This is a genomic window from Sphingomonas sp. (assembly GCF_035910975.1).
Lineage (GTDB): Bacteria > Pseudomonadota > Alphaproteobacteria > Sphingomonadales > Sphingomonadaceae > Sphingomonas.
This window is the reverse complement of the sequence record NZ_JAMHWM010000042.1, coordinates 20,748-40,513: the sequence shown is the minus strand read 5'-3', so window position 1 is coordinate 40,513 and position 19,766 is coordinate 20,748. Positions and strand designations below refer to the sequence as shown.

The following is a 19,766-nucleotide window of genomic DNA, read 5'->3' as shown; positions in this document are numbered from 1 at the left end:
TGATCAGGCCGACAAATGCTGCACCAGGATCGATCCGCCGATCGCGAACAGCACCAGCCCGCCGACGATTCCGGCATAGCGGCCCAGGTACGGGCCTACGCGCTGGCCCAGTATAACGCCGCCGGTCGCCACCACGGCGGTGATGCCCCCGATGATGAGGCAGGCGACCCACAGATTGACCTCCATCAGCGCCAGCGTGATCCCCACCGCTGCCGCATCGATGCTGGTGGCGATGGCGGTCAACGACAGCCGCCAGTAGTTGGGCCTGGCCTCCATGGGTGCGGCCTCCGCCGCTTCGGCGGCGTCCACCGACAACGACTGGCGTACCATATGCCCGCCGACGATCGCCAGCAGGACGAAGGCGACCCAGTGATCCCAGTCGGCGATCCAGTCGTTGACCAGATAGCCGAGCAGCCAGCCGATTGCCGGGGTCAGCGCTTCGAAGAGGCCGAACACCATGCCGACCCGCGCAGCATCCCACCAACGCACGTTCCGGTTCGCCGCGCCCTTGCCCAGCGCCGCCGCGAACGCATCGACCGAAAGGCTCGCGCCGAGCGCGCTGAGCGTCAAGATACCCGCCATCGTTAAAATCACCCAGGGGCCGGACTCACCATACGACAGGCGCCCCCCGGCCCGAGGTGGGGACACGCCATGCCGTTGGTCTTGCCGGGCGGACGCGATGTCCGCTGCTGTCGCCATGGCCGAATCCGACCAAGCATGTTGACGACAGCCCCGCGTGGCGGGTGGCTACTCCCCAAGGACGTGGCCGATACCCTATGCGATCGGCCGGGTGGGATCAACCGGATCGGCGATCAGCCCGCCGTACGCTCGCTCAGGTAGTAGCGCTCGACCGGCGCCAGGGCCTCGTCGAGCTGGTAGACGATCGGCTGGCCGGTCGGGATCTCCAGCCCGGTAATGTCCGCGTCGGAGATGCTGGAGAGGTGCTTTTCCAGCGCGCGTAGCGAATTGCCGTGCGCGGCGATCAGCACGCGCCTGCCCGCCTTCAATTCCGGCACGATCCGCTCGTTCCAATATGGCAGCACGCGCGCGATCGTGTCCTTCAGGCTCTCCGTCTGGGGGATGGCGATGCCGCGGTAGCGCGGCTCCCTCGATAGGTCATAGGCTGAGCCTTCCTCCGGCAGGGGCGGGGGAATGTCGAAGCTGCGGCGCCAGATCTTGACCTGATCGTCGCCATGCAGCGCGGCCGTCTCCGCCTTGTCGAGGCCGGTCAAGCCGCCATAGTGGCGCTCGTTCAGCTTCCACGACTTCTCGGTCGGCAGCCACAGCCGCCCCATCGCCTCCAGCGCCAGGTTCAGCGTCTTGATCGCTCGCGTCTGGAAACTGGTGAAGGTCATGTCGAAGTCGAGCCCCGCCGCCTTCATCGCCTCGCCCGCGGCCCAGGCTTCGCGGGTGCCCTGCTCGGTCAGTTCGACGTCCCACCATCCGGTGAAGCGGTTTTCCAGGTTCCACGCCGACTGGCCGTGGCGGATGAGGACGAGGGTTGGCATGGGCTACGCTTCCTTGATCGTTCGGCCCGGCTGATAGAGAGGGGAAGCGCGTTCGTGCAAGGAAGAGAAGCTATGACGATCCGGCGCCGCACCCACATCTACGACGGCCCCGGCGGGCCGTTCGAGGGCGTCGTCGCATGGGACGACGCTGCAACCGGGCCACGGCCGGGCGTCATGATCGTCCCCAACGTGCTGGGGCAGAAGGAATTCGATACCATGAAGGCGGAGGCGTTGGCCGCGCTCGGCTATGTCGGCTTCGCCTGCGACACCTACGGCCGGGGCAGGCGGACCACGCGGGAATCGCCCGATCCGGCGATCTACATGAACGAGCTCGCCGCCGATCGTGCGTTGCTGCGCGATCGGCTCCACGCCAGTGTCGCCGCGCTACACGCACTGCCGGAGGTCGATGTGACGCGCACCGCCGCGATCGGATATTGCTTCGGCGGCAAGAGCGTGATCGATCTCGCGCGGTCGGGTGGCGATGTGCTCGGCGTGGTCAGCTTCCATGGCATCTATGATCCGCCGCCTTACGACAACGTCTCGCCGATCGCGGCCAAGCTGTTGATCTGCCACGGCTGGGATGATCCGCTCGCGCCGCCCGACAGCGTCGTCGCATTGGGCGAGGAAATGACCGCGGCGGGCGCGGACTGGCAGCTTCACGCCTTTGGCGACACCGGCCACGCCTTCACCGATCCGTCCGCCCCCGCGCGGCCGGGATTCGGCTACAACCCCGACAGCGACCGTCGCAGCTGGGCTGCGATGCGCGATTTCCTGGGCGAGCTGTTCGCCTAGGGTCAGGACCCATTATTCGTGGCGGTCGTGATTGCCCGAACGTGTTCGTCCGGCAAGGAGCGGGGTGCAGCAGGTAGCGGCGCTACCTGCAAGACTCGCGACGCAGCCGGCGGGCGCGTCCGGGCAACCGCCAAGGCGGCGGGCGGATTTAGGCCCAGAGCGTCGTCGCTCGTCGGTCACGATGCACAAGCATCGCTCCGCTCCTCGCTTCTAGCCCTGAACCTAAATCCGCTCCGTCACGACCACCACGAATAATGGGTCCTGACCCTAGATCTCGTCGATCATTCCGGCCAGCGTTTCCAGACAGGCGACGGCCAGAGCCTTCGATCGCGCGCCGTCCCAGCCGTGCGCCGGGTCGGGATTGGCGTCATGGTCCTTGAACGGCATTTCCAGCGTCATCGCCACCGCGCCGAAGCGTTCGGCGACCTGGTTGGTCGACATGCTCAGGTTCGCGGTGCCCGGCGCGGACTTGGCATAGCCCTTCTCGGTCTGGAAATCGGGGGTGTGCGCGGCCAGCCGCCGGCCGAACTCGGTGAATTTTGCGCCCTGTGCGTCGGTCCACGAAGGAATGCCCTCGAACCCCGCGATGAAGTTCGCCGGAATCGCCTCGTCGCCATGGACGTCCATGGCGAAATCGACGCCGGTCGCGTCCATCGCGCCCAGCACGCACAGCACTTCGGGGCTCTTCTCGCGCGTCGGCGCATGCCATTCGCGGTTGAGGTTCACCCCGGCCGCATTGGTGCGCAGGTGCCCGCGGAACGACCCGTCGGGGTTCATGTTGGGCACCAGGTGGAACGTCGCCTTGTCGCGCAGGGCTCTGGCGGTGGCATTGGCGGAGTCGGTCAACAACTCGATCGCCCCTTCCATCCACCATTCGGCCATCGGCTCGCCGGGATGCTGGCGGGCATAGAGCCACACCTGTTTCGCGCCGGTGCCCAGCGTCAGGCAGTCGATCGCCCGCCCGTCGAGCGTTTCGCCCAGCTGGCGGTGGCTCACACCCTCGGCCAGCGTCGCCTTTGTCACCAGCGCGTCGTGGCGGTCCATCGTATAGGGCTGGAAATAGGCGAACCAGGCGAGATCGGTTTCGAACGCGTGGGTCCATGTCAGCACGCCGTCGGCATAGGCGGTGTCCGGCGCGGTGCCCCAGCTTTCGCGGTCGGTCGAGACGCGCGTGCGATATCCCGGCCAGCCCATCGGATAGGCGGAGCCCGCGCAATTGACGATGCGGAAGGTCAGCGTGCGGCCCCGCGCGCCCGCGACGCGGAAGTGGAACCACTGGTAGAAATCGGACAGGTGGTCGGTGGGAATCTCGAGGCTGACGATGTCGCCTTCAACGCCGACGAGACGAATGGCGCCGCTGTCGAAGGCGGCCGATATGCTGATGGTCATCGCACGCTGGTAGTGATTCCGGACTCGCCGGGGAACCCCCTGAACAGGGCGTTGGCCATGCGGCCGGCGATCAGCGCGGGCTGGTCGTCGGGGCCGGACATGCCCGGCCGCTGCGCGCGGCCTTCCCACACCACCGTGCCGTCGCTGCGGCGGCGCAGCTGGACGAACAGTTCGAGCACCAGCAATTCGCGGGTCTTGCTGCCGAAGCCGGTGCTGACGCCGCCGCCCAGCCCAATCCCGCCGCTGCCGAAGCTGCCGCCGCCGATCCCGATCGAGAATTTCGGCGGGGTGCGCACCGTCCCGCGCGAAGCGCGGACGAACGATACCGTCGCGACATAGGTGGCCGGGGTGCCCGAAGGCGCCGGGGTGAAGCCGATCCGCGACAGTTCGTTCGCCACCGCATCGCCATAGGTGCGGAACTCGGGTGTCGCCTCGCCGCCGGTGCCCATCGGCTCGATCACCACGCTGCCCGCGGCGACCGGCTCGCCCAGGTGATAGCGGGTGACGTCGGTCGGCCCGCCGGCCCCCATGCCGCCGGTCGTCGTGCATCCCGCCAGCGCCGTCGCGGCGAGGAGGGCGAGAGGAAAGGAAAATCTGGTCATGGCACGCTCACCAACAGGCCCGACGGGCCGCCAAGGTTGCGCAGGACAGCCTGCGTCAGCTTCTTTGCCAGCGCCGCGGGCGAATCGCCTCGCGAACCGGCGATCTGGTGGGTCACCGCGCGCCCCTCCCACGGCGGGCCGCTGTCGCCGCGCCGCGCGATGCGGATCGTCAGCTCGGTCGCCACCAGCTGGCCCAGCCGCGCGCCGCCCGATCCCAGTCCGAAGCCCAGGCTCGCGCCCATCGCCGCGCTGTCCATCCCGCCGCCGGCCTGCACCGGCCCCGCCGCAGGTCCGGCGGAACGGACGGTGCCGTGCGCGGTGCGCTTGACGTCGAACGTTGCCACCTGCCGCGCATGGGCGGTATCGGGGATCGCGGTGAAGCCGGCATCGATCAGCGCGTCCTCGATCCCTTCGGCGAATACCAGGGTCGGCGCGGGGCGCCGGCCGACCGGTGCCGGCCGCGCCACCGCGATCGTCCCGCCGCCGAGCATCGCTGGCGGCGCGGGCGCGGCCTGCGCGAACAGGGCGGCGGCCAGGGTGATCGACAGCGGCATGGCGGGGGACTTCTCCTTGACTTGGCGCCACGCCCCTTATAGGCGAGCGCCTCTTTTCCGAAACCACTGATTAGAAGAAGCGGCCCGCACGCCATGAAGATCGTCAACTCGCTCAAGTCCCTCAAGGACCGTCATCGCGACAACCGCGTGATCCGCCGTCGCGGCCGCATCTACGTCATCAACAAGACGAACCGCCGCTTCAAGGCCCGTCAGGGCTGAGGCAGCGGGATTAGCACCGCTAATCCGCGAACAGCCGAAGCTTGGCCGGGCCGGCGGCGCGATCCGCCCCGTCCGATGCCACGGATTCGGCTCCCTGCTTTGATAACGGGATGAGCGCCACCAGCGTCATCTTCGACGTAGGCCGGGTTCTCTACGACTGGAACCCCAGGTTCCTCTACGAGCGCCTCATCCGCGATGGTGAGGCGCTCGATGCGTTCCTGCGCGACGTCGTTACCACGGAATGGCATTTCCAGCACGACGCCGGCCGTCCGTTCGCGGAAACGGCGGCGGAACTGGTGGCGCGCTTTCCCCATCACGCCGATCTGATCGCGCAGTGGGGGCCGCGCTTCAACGAAACGATTCCCGGCCCGATCGCGGGCATGCCCGATCTGGTCGCCGATCTCGATGCGGCCGGCGTGCCGCTCTACGCGATCACCAATTTCTCGGGAGAGTTCTGGCCGCCGTTCCGCGCGCGGGAGGCGGCGTTGTTCGACCGTTTCCGCGACATCGTCGTGTCGGGTGACGAGAAGCTGGTGAAGCCCGATCCGGCGATCTACGCCCTCGCGCTCGCGCGGTTCGGCCTGACGCCGGGCGAAGCGGTGTTTGTCGATGACAATGCCGCCAACGTCGATGCCGCGGCGGCGCTCGGCATCCATGCGATCCTGTTTCGGGGCGCGGCGGCGTTGCGTGCCGATCTCGGGGTGCTTGGGCTGCTCGATTAAGCCCGAGTGGGCCAGCGCCTCCTACCCCTCGCTGCCCGAATAGCCCTTCAGCTCGTCGCCCACCAGCCGCACGACATGCAGCACGTTGGTGCTGCCCGGCGTCCTGAACGGCACCCCCGCGCAGATGATGACGCTGTCGCCAGCGCCCGCGATATTGTGGCGGATCACCATGCGCTTGGCCTTGGCGACCATTTCCTCGAACGAATCGACGTCGCGGGTGTGGACGGCGTGCGCCCCCCACAGCAGGCCGAGCCGCCGCGCCGCCACCAAATCGGGGGTCAGCACCAGCATCGGCACCGACGGCCGCTCGCGGGCGATGCGCCGCGCGGTCGAGCCCGACGTCGTGAAACAGATGATCGCTTTCGCGGACACCGTCACCGCGATGCCCTTGGCGGCCTCGGCCAGCGCGTCGGCGGTGGTCGGGTCGGGCTTGGTAACGGTGAAGTGCACGCGGTCGCCGTGGCCGGGGTCGAGTTCGACCGCGGTGGCGATCGAATTCATCATCGCGACCGATTCGATCGGCCATGCGCCCGCAGCACTTTCCGCCGACAGCATGATCGCGTCCGCCCCGTCATAGACTGCGGTCGCCACGTCGGACACCTCGGCGCGGGTCGGGGAGGGCGACGTAATCATCGATTCGAGCATCTGCGTGGCGACCACCACCGGCTTGCCCTGGCGCCGCGCGGCCTCGACGATGCGCTTCTGCAAGGGCGGCACGTCCTGCGGTGGCAGTTCAACGCCCAGGTCGCCCCGCGCCACCATCACGCCATCGCAATGCTCGACGATCTCCTCCAGCCGCGCGACGGCCGACGGCTTCTCGATCTTGGCGAGCAGCGCGGCCCGCCCGGCGATCAGCTTCCGGCCCTCTGCCAGATCCTCGGGACGCTGGACGAAGCTCATCGCGATCCAGTCCACGCCCTGTTCCAGCGCGAACGCCATGTCGCTGATGTCCTTCTCCGTCAGCGCGGCGAGGGGGAGGACCATGTCGGGGACGTTCAGCCCCTTGTTGTTGGACAGCGCACCGCCGACCACGACCTCGGTCACGATCCGGTCGGGCGCGTGGCCGGTCACCCGCAGCACCAGCTTGCCGTCGTCGAGCAGCAGCCGCGCGCCATCGATCGCCGCGGCGAAAATCTCCTTGTGCGGCAGCTCGACGCGGGTCGCGTCGCCGGGCTCTGGCGAGCGATCGAGCACAAACGTCTGGCCGGTCTCCAGCATCACCCGCCCTTCGGCGAACTTGCCGACGCGCAGCTTCGGTCCCTGCAGGTCGGCGAGGATCGTGGTCGGCCGTCCCAGCGTCTTTTCCAGCGAGCGGATCGCCTGGATCACCGCGACCTTCGATGCCTGGTCGCCGTGGCTCATGTTGACGCGGAAGGCGTCGGCGCCGGCCGCGAACAGCTTGCCGATCATCTCGGGCGTGCTCGACGCCGGGCCCAGCGTCGCGAGCACGCGCACCTTGCGGCTGCGGGGATGAATCTTGGCGGCCATGGCTGTCCTTCGGTGTCAGGCTTGTCGCGACCGTCCTAGCGCCTAAGTGTGACAGGGTTCAACGTATTGGAGCGCGGCTAATGGACGAACTGGACCGGATGGACGACGCTTCGGCGGCGCAGGCGTTCCGCCGCCTCGTCCGCCACCTGCGCCACCGCACGGATGCGCAGAACGTCGATCTGATGGGCCTCGCCGGCTTCTGCCGCAACTGCCTGAGCGACTGGATCGCGGAGGCGGGCGGGCTGGACCGCGAAACCGCCCGCACCGCGATCTACGGCGAGCCGTACGACGTGTGGAAGGGCCGCCACCAGCTTCCTGCAACCGACGACCAGCTTGAGCGGATGCGGGCGAGCGTAGCACGCAACAAGACCGAGGCGGACCTCGACGACGCCCTCGACGATAGCTTCCCGGCCAGCGACCCGCCGTCGATGACCGATCCGGGGCGGTGAGCAAGCGGTGATCGCGTCGTTCGCCACCGCGATGATTGCTGCGTGGCAGCCACTTGGCGAACCGGTTTTTGTGCGGGCTGATCGGGGACGATGCACCTTCCAGATCCAGGACATGATCATGTCGCGACCAGCCGACGCAAAAGACTGGTATGAGGGTATCTCGGACAAGACGCAGCAAATCGATATCGTTTGGTTCAGCGAAGCAGATCGACGCTGTATCGCGAAAGCGCGCGCCATCGTACGTCGCGCTGGCTTCACACACATCATCGTTAGAAACGGTGAAGGGCTGGAATATCCGAGCGGCTTGTCCCGTCCCCCCAATCCCGCCTAGCATCGCTGCGATAACCAAAAGGGGGATGCATGTACCGTTCGATCGCTCTCGCGCTGGCGCTCGCCGCCGCGACGCCCGCAATTGCCCAGACAGCCCCGACCGCTCCGGCCGCGCCCAGGATCACCTATATCCACGCCGGCAAGCTGCTCGCCACGCCCGGCCAGGCGCCACGCGGCAATTCGACGATCATCGTCCGCGACGGCAAGGTGGCGGAAGTGCGCGACGGCTTCGCCGTGCCCGAGGGCGGGGCGAAGCTGGTCGACCTGAAGGACCGCTACGTCCTGCCTGGGCTGATCGACATGCACGTCCATTTCTATTCCTCGGGCTATCCGCTGAAATCACGCCTCGAAGGCCCGACCAGGGACAAGGAGGATGCCTTCGTCGTCGCTGCAGGCTCCGCACGCGCGACATTGCTGGCCGGCGTCACCACCGTGCGCGATCTCGGCAGCGCCGAACCGCGCGGCATCCGCGCGCTGCGTGACGCGATCGCGCGCGGCGAGTTCGAGGGGCCGACGATCGTCAACGCCGGCCGCATGATTTCCGTCACCGCCGGCCACGGCGACGCCAACGGCCTGCGTGAGGATTATGCCCATGCTATGCGCGCCGATGCCGACCATCTGTGCAACGGCGCCGACGCCTGCCGACGCGCGACGCGCGAGCAGATCTTCACCGGTGCGGAGGTCATCAAGTTCGCCGCGTCGGGTGGTGTGGCGTCGAATATCGCCGGCGGCCTCGAGGCGCAGATGACGTTCGACGAGATGAAGGCGATCGTCGATACCGCGCACAGCTTCGGCCGCAAGGTCACCGCCCACGCGCACGGCAAGTCGGGGATCGACACCGCCCTGCGCGCCGGCGTCGATTCGATCGAGCACGGCAGCTATATCGACGACGAGACGGTGCGCCTGTTCAAGGAAAAGGGCGCCTATCTGATCCCCACCATCCACGCCTTCGAAAGCGTCATCCGCCAGAGCCGCGCCGGCGAGCGCCCCGTCGCCTCCGCCGCCAAGGCCGAGGAAGTCGCGAAGGTCGTCAAGGAAAGCCACCGCCGCGCCTTCGCCGGCGGGGTGAAGGTGGCGATGGGCACCGATTCGGGCGTCGGCCCGCACGCCACCAACGCGCTGGAATTCGGTTACATGACCGCGCTGGGGATGAGCCCCGCCGTCGCGATCCGCACCGCCACCGTCGATGCGGCGACCCTGCTCGGCCGCGCCGACCGCATCGGCCGGATCGCACCGGGGATGGATGCGGACATCATCGCGGTGACGGGCGATCCGATCGCCGACGTCGGCGTGCTCAACAGCGTCGATTTCGTCATGCAGCGCGGCGCCGTGCGCAAGGCGGGCGGCAAGGCGACGCTGTTCCCCGCCGATTGATGGTTGATGGCCGGCGCCCGCACGGCTAACCGACCCGCCTGTCCCAACCGGAGCAAGACATGACCGACAACGTATCGGCCGAACAATTGCGTCTTTTGATTGAGCGCATCGAGCGGCTGGAAGAAGAGAAGCGCGGCATCATGGACGACATCAAGGACGTCTATGGCGAAGCGAAATCGACCGGCTTCGATTCAAAGACGATGCGCAAAATCGTCAGCCTGCGGAGGATGGAGAAACATCATCGCGACGAAGCGGACGCACTGTTGGAAACCTATCGCAACGCGCTCGGCCTCGTGTAGCGTCGGCGCCCAGACCCAGATTCGGACGAGCACATGGCAGGCCATTCCAAATTCAAGAACATCATGCACCGCAAGGGTGCGCAGGATAAGAAGCGGTCGAACCTGTTTTCGAAGCTCAGCCGCGAAATCACTGTCGCGGCGAAGATGGGCCTGCCCGATCCGGACATGAACCCGCGCCTGCGTGCGGCCGTCAACGCCGCCAAGGCGCAGTCGCTGCCCAAGGACAATATCCAGCGATCGATCGACAAGGCCGCCAAGGGCGAAGGCGACAATTACGAGGAAATCCGCTACGAAGGCTTCGGTCCGGGCGGCGTCAGCCTCATCATCGAGGCGCTGACCGACAATCGCAACCGCACCGCCACCAACGTGCGCACCGCGGTCAGCAAGAACGGCGGCAACCTGGGCACGGCCGGCAGCGTGAGCCACGGCTTCGATCGCATGGGCCTCATTACCTATCCGGCGGGCGCGGGCGATGCGGAGAAGGTGTTCGAGGCGGCGCTGGAGGCTGGTGCCGAGGACGTCTCGTCGAGCGAGGACGGCCACGAGATCTGGACCGATCAGGGCGCGCTGCACGAGGTCGTCAAGGCGCTCGAGCCCGTGCTGGGCGAGGCCGAGGGCGCCAAGCTCGCCTGGCGCCCGCAGACGATGGTCGATGTCGGCGAATCCGATGCCGCCACCCTGTTCAAGCTGATCGACGCGCTCGACGACGACGATGATGTCCAGACCGTCTGGGGCAATTACGAAGTGTCCGACGCGGTGATGGAGAAGCTGGGCTAGCGGCGAAACACAAGAAGAAGAGAAGATGGTTCGCGCAAAGGCGCAAAGGCGCGAAGAGATCAGACGGAGTTTTCGCGCGGAGACGCGGAGACGCGGAGACGACTCGTGCGTGGACCCCGTCTCGCGTCAGCGAAACTGCATAGCTCGTGGCACGCGCCATGCGATCAGGGCCGCTGATGCGGCCGAGATGGCGGCATGCAATGTCTCTCCGCGTCTCCGCGTCTCCGCGCGAAAACGTCCTTTCTTCTTCGCGCCTTTGCGCCTTTGCACGAACCCCCTTCCTTCTTCCTTCTCCCCATGCTGATCCTCGGCCTCGACCCCGGTCTCGGCACAACCGGCTGGGGCCTGGTCCGCGCAGAAGGCAATCGCCTGTCCCACCTGGCCAACGGTCAGTTGAAGACCGACAGCGCCGCGCCGCTCCCGCGCCGTCTCGCGCACCTCGATGCGATGTTGTCCGCGCTGATCGCCGATCACGCGCCAGATGCCGCAGCGGTCGAGGAGGTGTTCGTCAACGCCAACCCGCAATCGACGCTGAAGCTCGGCCAGGCGCGCGGCGTGGTGCTGTGTGCCGCCGCGCGCGCCGGGCTGGATGTCGGCGAATATGCCGCGCGGCTCGTCAAGAAATCGGTGGTCGGCACCGGCGGGGCGGAGAAGCGGCAGGTCCATGCGATGATCGGGGTGCTGTTGCCTGGGGCGAAGATTGCCGGAGTGGACGCGGCCGATGCGCTGGCGGTCGCGATCTGCCACGCGCACCATATCGCCAGCGCGCGCGCCATCGGGCGATAGGGGCTTTCCTACACCGCCGCGTTCCTGTTATGTGCCGGCGACGTGGGCCGCCCGATCGCTTGGTTTGCCGGGGCTCAGAGGCGGGGAGAAGTTGACGGAATGAGCCGCGTTGCCCGAAACTTCGTGAACTTCGCGGGGGGTGCCGGCTCGTGCCACGCCGTCAGACGGACGGGCTGCGCCCGACCGCTGCCCGCCGTGGCGACTCCGCGATTTGCTGTCGCAAATCGCCGGGCGCCCGCGTCATGATCGCGCATCTCAAGGGCATCCTGACCTCGACCGCGTCCGATCACGCCGTGATCGACGTCGGCGGTGTAGGTTATCTCGTCGGCGCCTCGGCACGCACGCTCGACGCGCTGGGGCCGGTCGGCGAGGGCGTGACGCTCCACACCGAATTGCTGGTCGGCGAGGATTTCCTGCGCCTCGTCGGCTTCGCGACAGCGGGCGAGCGCGACTGGTTCCGCCTGCTTACCGGCGTGCAGGGGGTCGGCGCCCGCGTCGCGCTGGCGATCCTCTCCGCGTTGCCGCCCGATGACGTGGCGCGCGCCGTGGCGGCGCAGGACAAGGCGATGGTCGCCCGCGCGAACGGCGTCGGGCCGAAACTTGCCGAACGCATCGTCCGCGAACTGAAGGACAAGGTAGGCGCGGTCGCGCTCGGTCCGGCAGGTGGCGTCGCGGCTCCGGCCGGCAGCGCGGCCGGTGACGCGCTGTCGGCGCTCGGCAACCTTGGCTTCAGGCCAGCCGAGGCGAGCGCCGCGGTGGCGGCGGCGGAGGAGGAGCTGGGGCCGGGCGCGACGCTCGACGCGCTGGTCCGGCTGGCGCTTCGGAAGGCGGCGAAGTGAGGGCCTCGCCGTCAGGCGCCTGCCTTGCGGGCCAGCGCGATCGCCTTGTCCTTTGCATCGGCGCCGGTCGGAACGGTGATGAGCACCATGCGGTCCTCGCCGATGAAGGTCTGCAACTGGTTGACCTTGCCTACCCAGATGCTGGCCTTGCCCAGGCCGGCGATGTCTTCCACCTCGCCGCCGCCGAATGCCGCCAGCGTCTGCTTCATCGTGCTGCGCGCGGTATTGATCGCACCGTCGGTATTGTCGTTGATCGGCGACCAGCGGGTCATCACCGTCGCGCGTCCGCCATCGAGCATGTAGGTGCATTCGGACGTGCCGGCGTCGCTTCCGCCGGGCGTCGGCTCGTGCACCAGGGCGAGCGACGTCTCGGTGACGGGCCTGCCCAGCACCTCGCTCATCGCGGCCTTGTCGATGACGCTGCACGCATCGGTCGCCTTCCAGCCCGCCGGCATCGCGCCGGTGGCGGGTGCGTCGGCGGTCGCGGTGGCGTTGCCGCCGGTGGCATCGCCCGTTCCGCCGCCGCAGCTCGCCAGCAGCAATGCCGCGCCGATCACTCCGCCGATCTTCTTGCCAGCCATTCCGTCATCCCCCTTCGTGATTTGCCGTGCAGCTTGCCTGCGATGCGAGCGGCGTGCAATCGGCTCGTCACGGAAACCCTGGCATGACAGACACCGACCGTATCCTTTCCGCCGGCCGCCGCCCCGAGGATATCGACGCCGCGCTGCGCCCGAAATCGCTCGACGAATTCGTCGGGCAGAAAGCGGCGCGCGAGAATATGCGCGTGTTCATCGACGCGGCGAAAGCGCGTGGCGACGCGCTCGACCATGTCCTGTTCTTCGGCCCCCCCGGCCTCGGCAAGACCACGCTGGCGCAGATCGTCGCGCGCGAGATGGGCGTGGGCTTCCGCGCCACTTCCGGCCCGGTCATTGCCAAGTCGGGCGATCTCGCCGCGCTGCTCACCAATCTGGAGGACGGCGACGTCCTGTTCATCGACGAGATTCACCGGCTCAATCCTGCGGTCGAGGAAGTGCTCTACCCGGCGATGGAGGATCGCGCGCTCGATCTGATGATCGGCGAGGGGCCGTCGGCACGCAGCGTGCGGATCGATCTGCCGCGCTTCACCCTGGTCGGCGCGACGACGCGGCAGGGGCTGCTGACGACGCCGCTGCGCGACCGCTTCGGCATCCCGGTGCGCCTGCAGTTCTACACCGAGGACGAACTCCTGCGCGTCGTCACCCGCGCCGCCGGGCTGCTCGATCTGGGCATCGCCGACGATGGCGCGCGCGAGATCGCCCGCCGCAGCCGCGGTACCCCGCGCATCGCCGGCCGGCTGCTGCGCCGCGTGCGCGATTTCGCCAACGTCGCGGGCGAGGCGACCGTCGATGCTCGCGCCGCCGATCGCGCGCTGACCCGGCTGGAGGTCGACAATCTCGGGCTCGACGCGATGGACCGGCGCTACCTGACGATGATCGCCGACATCTATCGCGGCGGCCCGGTGGGCGTCGAAACGCTCGCCGCCGGCCTTTCCGAACCGCGCGACACGATCGAGGAGGTGATCGAGCCGTTTCTGATCCAGCTCGGCCTGATCGCCCGTACCGCGCGCGGGCGCTGCCTCAACGGTCTGGGCTGGAAGCATCTCGGTCTCGATCCTCCGGCGGGCGGGCAGGACGGTTTGTTCGATTAGGCGGACGAACGGGGTTCCGCGAGCGACTCAACGCGGTTAACAGCCTGTGGCATGGACGCCACAGTCGCCGCGATGCCCCTCGAAGGGCGGCTCGAGGGCCGGGAGCATCGCTTCCCGGTGCGCGTTTATTTCGAGGACACCGACCTGTCGGGCGTCGTCTATCACGCCAACTACCTGCGCTACATGGAACGCGCCCGGTCGGCGATGCTGCGCGCCGCCGGGATCGACCAGCGCGCCGCGTTCGAGGCCGGGGAGGGCGCCTATGCCATCCGCGACCTCGCCATCCGCTATGCCGCGCCGGCGAAGCTCGACGACACCCTGGTCGTCGCCTCGCGCCTCGTCACATTGCGGCCCGCATCGGTTGTCATTCATCAGAGAGTCATCCGCGACACGGTCCTGTTGACCGACGCATCGGTCGAGGCGGCGTTCGTCGCCCCCTCCGGCCGCCCGCGTCGTCAGCCCGCCGACTGGGTCGCCGCCTTCGAACGCCTCGTCTGGCAGGGAGAACAAGGGAAGTCATGGAGCTGATTGCCAATACCGACGCCGCGACACTGTCTCCCGTCGCCTTGTTCATGCAGGCCGATTTCGTCGTGAAGGCTGTGATGTTCGGCCTGCTCGCCGCCAGCATCTGGACCTGGGCGATCATCGTCATGTTCTGGCGGCGGCTGGGCGCGGTCCGCAAGGAAACCGCCCGGTTCGAGGATGCCTATCGCACCGCCGGCGACATCGACGCCTTCCACCGTGCCGAACGTGACAGCGACGTGCCGGTCGCGAAGGTTTTCGCGGCGGGCGTCGCCGAATGGCGCCGTTCGACCGCCGGCAAGGCGGTGGACCGCGACGGCACCCGCGAACGCCTCGCCACCGCGATGGGCGCCGCCGGCGCGCAGGAGATCGACAAGCTCAGCGACCGGCTGAACGTGCTGGCGACGGTGGGTTCGGTCGCGCCGTTCGTCGGGTTGTTCGGCACCGTGTGGGGCATCATGCGCAGCTTCACCGCGATCGCCAGCCAGCAGAATTCGTCGCTCGCGGTCGTTGCGCCTGGCATTGCGGAGGCGCTGTTCGCCACCGCGATCGGCCTGTTCGCGGCGATCCCCGCAGTCATCGCATACAACCGCTTCTCGCACGGCATCAACCGCATCGAGGCGCGGCTCAACCGCTTCGCCGACGGCTTCCACGCGACGCTCAGCCGCCAGCTGGACACGGACCGTTAGGGCGATGGCCGTCAACCTCCCCTCCCAGCGCGGCAAGGGCCGGCGCGCGCCGATGGCGGACATCAACGTGACGCCGCTGGTCGACGTCATGCTGGTGCTGCTCATCATCTTCATGGTGACGGCGCCGCTGCTGACGGCCGGCGTGCCGGTGAACCTGCCCGATAGCCGCGCCAAGCCGCTCGACCAGGAACAGAAGCCCGTCGACATGGCGATCGACGACCAGGGCCGGGTGTTCATAGACAAGGATGAGGTGACCGGCGTGCTCGCCGATGCGCTGGCCGGCATCGCCGCCAAGGCGCAGGAGGGCCAGCCGCCGCAGGTGCTGCTGCGCGCCGATCGCGGGCTCGATTACGGCCGGGTGATGCAGGTGATGGGCGAGCTCAACCGTGCGGGGCTGAACCGCGTCGCGCTCGTCACCAACGCGGGTGAACAGGGCAATTGATGGAGCGGGCGGAGAAATACGGCCTGGGCATCGCGGCGGCGGGGCATGTCGTCCTGTTCGGCCTGCTGTCGGTCGGGTTTCTCAGCGCGCCCAACCCGCTGAAGCTCGAATCCAAGCCGATCGACATCTCGCTGGTCGATGCCGTCTCGCTGGAGACCGCCGGCCCCGAGGCAACCGAGCCGCCGGCCACCTCCGAAGCGCCCGAGGTCGGCCCGCCGGAGGACGCCGCCCCCGCGCCGAGCGAGGCGCTGCCCGAGCCGACGCCGGCACCCCCGCCGCCGGCTCCGACGCCGCCGCAACCGGCGCCGCCCAAGCCGACCCCGCCGAAGCCTGCGCCCGCGCCCGCGCCCAAGGCTCCGCCTGCGCCGCCCAAGCCTGCGCCCAAGGCCCCCGCGCCGAAGGCCGCACCGGCGCCCAAGGCCGCGCCCCAGCCCAAGCGTCCCGGCCTTGCCCGGCCCGACGTCGCTCCCGAACGCCCCGGCAGCGACGCCGCGTCGAAGGCCAGCCGCCCGCGCGGATCGCTGCTCGGTGACGATTTCCGCAAGAGCCTCGCGCAGTCGCAGCAGAAGGGCACCGGCCAGGCGCCGCGTACCGCCAATGTCAGCGCGCAGGCGGTGGCTGGGCTGGGCGACGCGATCCGCCGCCAGGTCCAGCCCTGTGCCGATCGCGTCCCCAATCCCGGGCCCGGCGCCAACCTGATATCGTCGCGCCTGCGCCTGCGCATGAACCCGGACGGCACGATGTCGGCTCGTCCGGTGCTGACCGGCCAGACCGGCGTCAATGGCGAGAACCAGCGCTATGCCCAGCGCGTCGGCGAACTGGCCGCCGCGGCGGTGATCCAGTGCGCCCCCTACAAGCTCCCGGCCGAGCTTTACGACGGCGGCTGGGAAGACATCATCCTCAACTACAGGCTGCCCGGCTGATGGCGGCGATGGAGAGCAAGATGCGCAAGATGTTGAGCGCGGTCGCCGTGATGCTGGCGAACATGGCGGTGCCCGCCGCCGCGCAGGTCGAGGTCGATGTCGTCGGCGGCATCTCTGCCCCGATGCCGATCGCCATCCCGCCGATGGCGACGCCTGCGACCCAATCGACTGCTGCCGGCAACACCGATCAGCTCGGCCGGCAGGTGGCGGAGGTCGTCACCAACGATCTTCGCAATTCGGGGCTGTTCAAGCCGATCGGCCCCGAATCGCTGCGCGGCGTCGGCATGGAGCAGGTGACCTCGCCCGATTTTCCGTACTGGGGAGGCACCGGCGCACAGGCGCTGATCCAGGGCTTCGTCCGCGCCAACGGCGACGGCAACCTGACGGTCGGCTGCTACCTCTACGACGTGTTTGCGCGCACCGAACTGACCCGCGCCGGCTTCGTCGTGTCGCCCGCCGACTGGCGCCGCGCCGCGCACAAATGCGCTGATGCGGTTTATACCCGGCTGTCGGGCGAGGGGCCGTATTTCGACAGCCGCATCGTCTATGTCTCCGAAACGGGGCCGAAGAACCGCCGTATCAAGCGGCTGGCGATCATGGACCAGGACGGCGCCAACCACCGCTTCCTGACCAACGGCCAGTCGATCGTGCTGACCCCGCGCTTCGCGCCCAACCAGCAACAGATCGTCTACATGAGCTATGTCGACGACCAGCCGGCGCTCTACGTCTACGATCTCGGCACCGCGCGGCAGCGCAAGCTCGTCTCCGGCGCCAGCCTGACCTTCTCGCCGCGCGTGTCGCCCAACGGCCAGTGGGTGCTGTTCTCGATGGCGCAGGCGGGCAATACCGACCTGTACCGCGTGTCGATCAACGGCGGCACGCCGCAACGACTGACGACCAGTCCGGGCATCGACACCGGCGGCAGCTATTCGCCCGACGGTGCCCGCATCGTGTTCGAAAGCGACCGCGGCGGCACCCAGCAGCTGTATGTGATGAACGCCGACGGATCGAACCAGCAGCGGATCAGCTTCGGCGGCGGCCGCTACGCCACCCCGGTGTGGAGCCCGCGCGGCGACCTGATCGCCTTCACGAAAATGGGCGGCGGACGCTTTCGTATCGGCGTGATGGGAACAAATGGCGGTGACGAGAAATTGCTGACCGAGGCCTGGGGCGACGAAGGCCCCAGCTGGTCGCCCAACGGCCGCGTGCTTACCTATTTCCGATCGGGCCAGGGCGCGGCGCGTGCCGATGTCTGGTCGGTCGATCTGACCGGCGTGAACGAACGCCGTATCCCGACCCCGCTCGACGGGTCGGATCCCAGCTGGGGGCCGCTCAGGCCCTGACGAGATTACCCACCGCCCGCCAGTCCGGCGGGGCCACGACCGAGAGAAGAAGGAGACCCCCGATCATGGCGACGACCACCACCCGCCTCATCATCCTCGCCGCGCTTGTCGCGACGGCCGGCTGCGCGAAGAAGCGCCCCGACGTGCTGCCGCCGGCCCCGGTCGACACCACGCAGACCGATCCGAACGCCGGCCAGCCGACCGGTCCGGTCGGCGGCGAGATCGTGCCCGGCAGCCAGCAGGATTTCCTCCGCTCGGTCAGCAGCGACACGGTGCTGTTCGGCCTCGACATGTACGATATCGATCCGCAGGCACGCGCGATCCTGGATACGCAGGCGCAGTGGCTGCAGGGCTATCCGAACGTGCGCATCACGATAGAGGGCCATGCCGACGAACGCGGCACCCGCGAATACAACCTCGCGCTCGGCGATCGCCGCGCCAATGCGGCCAAGAACTATCTTGCCGCGCGCGGGGTGAACGCAGGCCGGATCACCACCATCAGCTATGGCAAGGAACGCCCCGCCGCGCTCGGCTCCGACGAGGCGAGCTGGGCGCAGAACCGCCGCGCTGTCACGGTGACGGTGGGCGGCTGATTCGATCGGGCCCTCGCTCTGGAACGGGGAGGGCCCACCCCCTTGACTCCATGCCATCTTGATATAAAAGTGATATCACTTTAAATCGGGAGGCAGAGCATGGAACAGGGACGTGAACTCCGCACGCTGAGCCACAGCGCGGAAGTGCCGGCGGGCACCTTATCGGGCTATGGCCCGCTATTTCTGATGATCGCGGCGCTTGGCGTCGGCGGCTACGGCATCACGCTTGTCGATCGCGCTCCGGTGCTCGCGGCGTGGACGATCGCGGCCGGCGTCATCGTCGCGAGCTTCATCGCCTGCGGCTTCTACATGCTCCAGCCGAACCAGACGGCGGCGATCACGCTGTTCGGGTCGTACAAGGGCACAGATCGCGTCACCGGCCTGCGCTGGGTGCTGCCGTGGCTGATCCGCAAGAAGGTGGCGGTCCGCGCCCACAACATCATTTCCGACCGGATCAAGGTGAACGATCTGCGCGGCAACCCGATCGAGATGGCGGCGCAGGTGGTGTGGCGGGTGACCGACACCGCGCAGGCGCTGTTCGACGTCGACGACTACAAGGCGTTCGTCAACGTCCAGATCGAGGCGGCGGTGCGCACGATCGGATCGCGCTATCCCTATGACGATTTCGAGCATCAGGAAGTCACGCTGCGCGGCAACCACGAACAGATCGGCGGCGAGCTTCAGGCCGAACTGATTGCGCGCATGGCGGTCGCCGGGATCACTGTCGACGAATGCGGCTTCACCCACCTGGCCTATGCGCAGGAGATCGCCGGCGCGATGCTGCGCCGCCAGCAGGCGCAGGCAGTGGTCGCCGCGCGCATGACCCTGGTCGACGGCGCGGTCGGCATGGTCGAAATGGCGCTCGAACAGCTTTCGGCGAAGAACGTCGTGGAACTGGACGACGAACGCCGTGCGGCCATGGTCAGCAATCTGATGGTGGTGCTGTGCGGCGATCGCGACGCGCAGCCGGTCGTCAACGCCGGCACGCTCTATCAGTAGGACCGGGTCGGTGGGCACTCCCGGCAAGAAGGCGTTCGCGCTCCGTGTCGATCCTGCGCTCTACGCGGCGATCGAGCGGTCTGCGTCGATCGATCTCAGGAGCGCGAACGCCCAGATCGAATGCCTGCTGCGCGAGGCGCTCGCGCGGCGTGGGGTGAAGCTGGACGTGCCGGTCGCGGCAAAGCGCGGTCGGCCGGCGAAGGAGGATTGAGAATGCGGTCACCTGCTTGTCCCGCCTGCGGCGGATCGATGACCGAGGGTTTTCTGCTGCAGAATACGCACGGCTACCACGGCACCGCGCAATGGGTCGAAGGATCGCCGGTGAAAAGCGTGTGGACCGGCCTGAAGCTGGGCGGGCGCAATAAGCTGACGGTTCAGACCTGGCGTTGCGGCCGCTGCGGCAATCTTCAGAACTACGCGAAATGACGATCGAGGGAGGC

General features: G+C 68.1%; 27 protein-coding genes and 1 riboswitch. Of the genes, 20 read left to right on the top strand and 7 right to left on the bottom strand.

The features are described from left to right. Positions 1 to 3 precede the first annotated feature (3 nt). The gene (locus tag VYI76_RS15990; protein ID WP_326525808.1) at positions 4 to 582 is read right to left on the bottom strand and encodes a manganese efflux pump MntP; all 579 of its coding nucleotides are present in this window, start codon (positions 580 to 582) and stop codon (positions 4 to 6) included. Between the two features lie 86 nt (positions 583 to 668). Continuing rightward, a riboswitch (yybP-ykoY riboswitch) is annotated at positions 669 to 770 on the bottom strand. A 42-nt stretch (positions 771 to 812) separates the two neighbouring features. Further along, on the bottom strand, positions 813 to 1,508 hold the full coding sequence (gene gpmA, locus VYI76_RS15985) for a 2,3-diphosphoglycerate-dependent phosphoglycerate mutase (protein ID WP_326525807.1): 696 nt from the start codon (positions 1,506 to 1,508) through the stop codon (positions 813 to 815). A gap of 72 nt (positions 1,509 to 1,580) precedes the next feature. On the opposite strand from gpmA, the gene VYI76_RS15980 reads away from it, so the two are divergent. Continuing rightward, positions 1,581 to 2,300: a dienelactone hydrolase family protein gene (locus VYI76_RS15980; protein ID WP_326525806.1), complete on the top strand. Its 720-nt coding sequence runs from the start codon at positions 1,581 to 1,583 to the stop codon at positions 2,298 to 2,300. 267 nt (positions 2,301 to 2,567) lie between these two features. Here VYI76_RS15980 and VYI76_RS15975 read toward each other — a convergent pair whose 3' ends face one another. From VYI76_RS15975 to VYI76_RS15965, 3 genes are read right to left on the bottom strand one after another with little or no spacing between them, the layout of a single operon-like run. Then, positions 2,568 to 3,689, bottom strand: coding sequence for a M14 family metallopeptidase (locus tag VYI76_RS15975; RefSeq protein ID WP_326525805.1), 1,122 nt, complete (start codon positions 3,687 to 3,689; stop codon positions 2,568 to 2,570). Continuing rightward, positions 3,686 to 4,291 (bottom strand): DUF4136 domain-containing protein, encoded by a 606-nt coding sequence (locus tag VYI76_RS15970; protein ID WP_326525804.1) that lies wholly within the window; start codon positions 4,289 to 4,291, stop codon positions 3,686 to 3,688. Before VYI76_RS15970 ends, VYI76_RS15975 begins: the two co-directional genes overlap by 4 nt. Further along, complete coding sequence (locus VYI76_RS15965) at positions 4,288 to 4,845, bottom strand: hypothetical protein (protein WP_326525803.1); 558 nt, start codon at positions 4,843 to 4,845, stop codon at positions 4,288 to 4,290. Before VYI76_RS15965 ends, VYI76_RS15970 begins: the two co-directional genes overlap by 4 nt. A 93-nt stretch (positions 4,846 to 4,938) precedes the next feature. On the opposite strand from VYI76_RS15965, the gene ykgO reads away from it, so the two are divergent. Further along, positions 4,939 to 5,064, top strand: coding sequence for a type B 50S ribosomal protein L36 (gene ykgO / locus VYI76_RS15960; protein WP_055755695.1), 126 nt, complete (start codon positions 4,939 to 4,941; stop codon positions 5,062 to 5,064). A 110-nt stretch (positions 5,065 to 5,174) separates the two neighbouring features. Then, on the top strand, positions 5,175 to 5,786 hold the full coding sequence (locus VYI76_RS15955) for an HAD-IA family hydrolase (protein WP_326525802.1): 612 nt from the start codon (positions 5,175 to 5,177) through the stop codon (positions 5,784 to 5,786). A 21-nt stretch (positions 5,787 to 5,807) separates the two neighbouring features. Here VYI76_RS15955 and pyk read toward each other — a convergent pair whose 3' ends face one another. After that, the gene (gene pyk, locus VYI76_RS15950) at positions 5,808 to 7,274 is read right to left on the bottom strand and encodes a pyruvate kinase (RefSeq protein ID WP_326525801.1); all 1,467 of its coding nucleotides are present in this window, start codon (positions 7,272 to 7,274) and stop codon (positions 5,808 to 5,810) included. Positions 7,275 to 7,354: 80 nt separating this feature from the next. Here pyk and VYI76_RS15945 point away from each other — a divergent pair, with 80 nt between their 5' ends. The 7 genes from VYI76_RS15945 (at position 7,355) to ruvA (ending at position 12,128) form a co-directional block, all read left to right on the top strand. Next, positions 7,355 to 7,723, top strand: a complete 369-nt coding sequence (locus tag VYI76_RS15945) for a DUF1244 domain-containing protein (protein ID WP_326525800.1) — start codon at positions 7,355 to 7,357, stop codon at positions 7,721 to 7,723. 7 nt (positions 7,724 to 7,730) lie between these two features. Further along, the gene (locus tag VYI76_RS15940) at positions 7,731 to 8,054 is read left to right on the top strand and encodes a hypothetical protein (protein WP_326525799.1); all 324 of its coding nucleotides are present in this window, start codon (positions 7,731 to 7,733) and stop codon (positions 8,052 to 8,054) included. Between the two features lie 29 nt (positions 8,055 to 8,083). Next, entirely contained in the window at positions 8,084 to 9,427 is a 1,344-nt protein-coding gene (locus VYI76_RS15935) for a metal-dependent hydrolase family protein (protein ID WP_326525798.1), read from the top strand. A gap of 59 nt (positions 9,428 to 9,486) precedes the next feature. Further along, positions 9,487 to 9,726, top strand: a complete 240-nt coding sequence (locus VYI76_RS15930; RefSeq protein ID WP_326525797.1) for a DUF2312 domain-containing protein — start codon at positions 9,487 to 9,489, stop codon at positions 9,724 to 9,726. 33 nt (positions 9,727 to 9,759) lie between these two features. Further along, positions 9,760 to 10,503 (top strand): YebC/PmpR family DNA-binding transcriptional regulator, encoded by a 744-nt coding sequence (locus VYI76_RS15925; RefSeq protein WP_326525796.1) that lies wholly within the window; start codon positions 9,760 to 9,762, stop codon positions 10,501 to 10,503. A 297-nt stretch (positions 10,504 to 10,800) separates the two neighbouring features. After that, complete coding sequence (gene ruvC / locus VYI76_RS15920) at positions 10,801 to 11,289, top strand: crossover junction endodeoxyribonuclease RuvC (RefSeq protein WP_326525795.1); 489 nt, start codon at positions 10,801 to 10,803, stop codon at positions 11,287 to 11,289. 242 nt (positions 11,290 to 11,531) lie between these two features. After that, entirely contained in the window at positions 11,532 to 12,128 is a 597-nt protein-coding gene (gene ruvA, locus VYI76_RS15915; RefSeq protein ID WP_326525794.1) for a Holliday junction branch migration protein RuvA, read from the top strand. Positions 12,129 to 12,139: 11 nt separating this feature from the next. Here the strand turns inward: ruvA and VYI76_RS15910 are convergent, their stop codons facing one another. Next, the gene (locus VYI76_RS15910) at positions 12,140 to 12,709 is read right to left on the bottom strand and encodes a hypothetical protein (protein WP_326525793.1); all 570 of its coding nucleotides are present in this window, start codon (positions 12,707 to 12,709) and stop codon (positions 12,140 to 12,142) included. 83 nt (positions 12,710 to 12,792) lie between these two features. Here VYI76_RS15910 and ruvB point away from each other — a divergent pair, with 83 nt between their 5' ends. From ruvB to VYI76_RS15860, 10 genes are all read left to right on the top strand, one after another. After that, positions 12,793 to 13,815, top strand: coding sequence for a Holliday junction branch migration DNA helicase RuvB (ruvB, locus tag VYI76_RS15905; RefSeq protein ID WP_326525792.1), 1,023 nt, complete (start codon positions 12,793 to 12,795; stop codon positions 13,813 to 13,815). 51 nt (positions 13,816 to 13,866) lie between these two features. Continuing rightward, positions 13,867 to 14,343 carry a tol-pal system-associated acyl-CoA thioesterase gene (ybgC, locus tag VYI76_RS15900; protein ID WP_326525791.1) on the top strand — a complete coding sequence of 159 codons (477 nt, stop codon included), beginning with the start codon at positions 13,867 to 13,869 and terminating at the stop codon, positions 14,341 to 14,343. Then, positions 14,334 to 15,026 (top strand): protein TolQ, encoded by a 693-nt coding sequence (gene tolQ, locus VYI76_RS15895; RefSeq protein ID WP_326525790.1) that lies wholly within the window; start codon positions 14,334 to 14,336, stop codon positions 15,024 to 15,026. The genes ybgC and tolQ overlap by 10 nt, the downstream gene beginning before the upstream one ends. Positions 15,027 to 15,030: 4 nt before the next feature. Beyond that, the gene (tolR, locus tag VYI76_RS15890) at positions 15,031 to 15,468 is read left to right on the top strand and encodes a protein TolR (protein WP_326525789.1); all 438 of its coding nucleotides are present in this window, start codon (positions 15,031 to 15,033) and stop codon (positions 15,466 to 15,468) included. After that, entirely contained in the window at positions 15,468 to 16,391 is a 924-nt protein-coding gene (locus tag VYI76_RS15885; RefSeq protein ID WP_326525788.1) for a cell envelope biogenesis protein TolA, read from the top strand. Before tolR ends, VYI76_RS15885 begins: the two co-directional genes overlap by 1 nt. 20 nt (positions 16,392 to 16,411) lie before the next feature. Then, on the top strand, positions 16,412 to 17,734 hold the full coding sequence (gene tolB, locus VYI76_RS15880; RefSeq protein WP_326525787.1) for a Tol-Pal system beta propeller repeat protein TolB: 1,323 nt from the start codon (positions 16,412 to 16,414) through the stop codon (positions 17,732 to 17,734). Positions 17,735 to 17,799: 65 nt separating this feature from the next. After that, positions 17,800 to 18,327 carry a peptidoglycan-associated lipoprotein Pal gene (pal, locus tag VYI76_RS15875; protein ID WP_326525786.1) on the top strand — a complete coding sequence of 176 codons (528 nt, stop codon included), beginning with the start codon at positions 17,800 to 17,802 and terminating at the stop codon, positions 18,325 to 18,327. A 99-nt stretch (positions 18,328 to 18,426) separates the two neighbouring features. Then, the gene (locus tag VYI76_RS15870) at positions 18,427 to 19,326 is read left to right on the top strand and encodes an SPFH domain-containing protein (protein WP_326525785.1); all 900 of its coding nucleotides are present in this window, start codon (positions 18,427 to 18,429) and stop codon (positions 19,324 to 19,326) included. 10 nt (positions 19,327 to 19,336) lie between these two features. Then, positions 19,337 to 19,537, top strand: a complete 201-nt coding sequence (locus tag VYI76_RS15865) for a toxin-antitoxin system HicB family antitoxin (protein ID WP_326525784.1) — start codon at positions 19,337 to 19,339, stop codon at positions 19,535 to 19,537. Positions 19,538 to 19,575: 38 nt separating this feature from the next. Beyond that, on the top strand, positions 19,576 to 19,752 hold the full coding sequence (locus VYI76_RS15860; protein ID WP_326525783.1) for a hypothetical protein: 177 nt from the start codon (positions 19,576 to 19,578) through the stop codon (positions 19,750 to 19,752). The last annotated feature ends 14 nt before the right edge of the window (positions 19,753 to 19,766 follow it).

Bases quoted from the DNA above. Each gene is read 5' to 3' on its own strand.
- VYI76_RS15990 (WP_326525808.1), bottom strand. From the start codon at position 582: ATGGCGGGTATCTTGACGCTCAGCGCGCTCGGCGCGAGCCTTTCGGTC.
- gpmA (WP_326525807.1), bottom strand. From the start codon at position 1,508: ATGCCAACCCTCGTCCTCATCCGCCACGGCCAGTCGGCGTGGAACCTG.
- VYI76_RS15980 (WP_326525806.1), top strand. From the start codon at position 1,581: ATGACGATCCGGCGCCGCACCCACATCTACGACGGCCCCGGCGGGCCG.
- VYI76_RS15975 (WP_326525805.1), bottom strand. From the start codon at position 3,689: ATGACCATCAGCATATCGGCCGCCTTCGACAGCGGCGCCATTCGTCTC.
- VYI76_RS15970 (WP_326525804.1), bottom strand. From the start codon at position 4,291: ATGACCAGATTTTCCTTTCCTCTCGCCCTCCTCGCCGCGACGGCGCTG.
- VYI76_RS15965 (WP_326525803.1), bottom strand. From the start codon at position 4,845: ATGCCGCTGTCGATCACCCTGGCCGCCGCCCTGTTCGCGCAGGCCGCG.
- ykgO (WP_055755695.1), top strand. From the start codon at position 4,939: ATGAAGATCGTCAACTCGCTCAAGTCCCTCAAGGACCGTCATCGCGAC.
- VYI76_RS15955 (WP_326525802.1), top strand. From the start codon at position 5,175: ATGAGCGCCACCAGCGTCATCTTCGACGTAGGCCGGGTTCTCTACGAC.
- pyk (WP_326525801.1), bottom strand. From the start codon at position 7,274: ATGGCCGCCAAGATTCATCCCCGCAGCCGCAAGGTGCGCGTGCTCGCG.
- VYI76_RS15945 (WP_326525800.1), top strand. From the start codon at position 7,355: ATGGACGAACTGGACCGGATGGACGACGCTTCGGCGGCGCAGGCGTTC.
- VYI76_RS15935 (WP_326525798.1), top strand. From the start codon at position 8,084: ATGTACCGTTCGATCGCTCTCGCGCTGGCGCTCGCCGCCGCGACGCCC.
- VYI76_RS15930 (WP_326525797.1), top strand. From the start codon at position 9,487: ATGACCGACAACGTATCGGCCGAACAATTGCGTCTTTTGATTGAGCGC.
- VYI76_RS15925 (WP_326525796.1), top strand. From the start codon at position 9,760: ATGGCAGGCCATTCCAAATTCAAGAACATCATGCACCGCAAGGGTGCG.
- ruvC (WP_326525795.1), top strand. From the start codon at position 10,801: ATGCTGATCCTCGGCCTCGACCCCGGTCTCGGCACAACCGGCTGGGGC.
- ruvA (WP_326525794.1), top strand. From the start codon at position 11,532: ATGATCGCGCATCTCAAGGGCATCCTGACCTCGACCGCGTCCGATCAC.
- VYI76_RS15910 (WP_326525793.1), bottom strand. From the start codon at position 12,709: ATGGCTGGCAAGAAGATCGGCGGAGTGATCGGCGCGGCATTGCTGCTG.
- ruvB (WP_326525792.1), top strand. From the start codon at position 12,793: ATGACAGACACCGACCGTATCCTTTCCGCCGGCCGCCGCCCCGAGGAT.
- ybgC (WP_326525791.1), top strand. From the start codon at position 13,867: ATGGACGCCACAGTCGCCGCGATGCCCCTCGAAGGGCGGCTCGAGGGC.
- tolQ (WP_326525790.1), top strand. From the start codon at position 14,334: ATGGAGCTGATTGCCAATACCGACGCCGCGACACTGTCTCCCGTCGCC.
- tolR (WP_326525789.1), top strand. From the start codon at position 15,031: ATGGCCGTCAACCTCCCCTCCCAGCGCGGCAAGGGCCGGCGCGCGCCG.
- VYI76_RS15885 (WP_326525788.1), top strand. From the start codon at position 15,468: ATGGAGCGGGCGGAGAAATACGGCCTGGGCATCGCGGCGGCGGGGCAT.
- tolB (WP_326525787.1), top strand. From the start codon at position 16,412: ATGCGCAAGATGTTGAGCGCGGTCGCCGTGATGCTGGCGAACATGGCG.
- pal (WP_326525786.1), top strand. From the start codon at position 17,800: ATGGCGACGACCACCACCCGCCTCATCATCCTCGCCGCGCTTGTCGCG.
- VYI76_RS15870 (WP_326525785.1), top strand. From the start codon at position 18,427: ATGGAACAGGGACGTGAACTCCGCACGCTGAGCCACAGCGCGGAAGTG.
- VYI76_RS15860 (WP_326525783.1), top strand. From the start codon at position 19,576: ATGACCGAGGGTTTTCTGCTGCAGAATACGCACGGCTACCACGGCACC.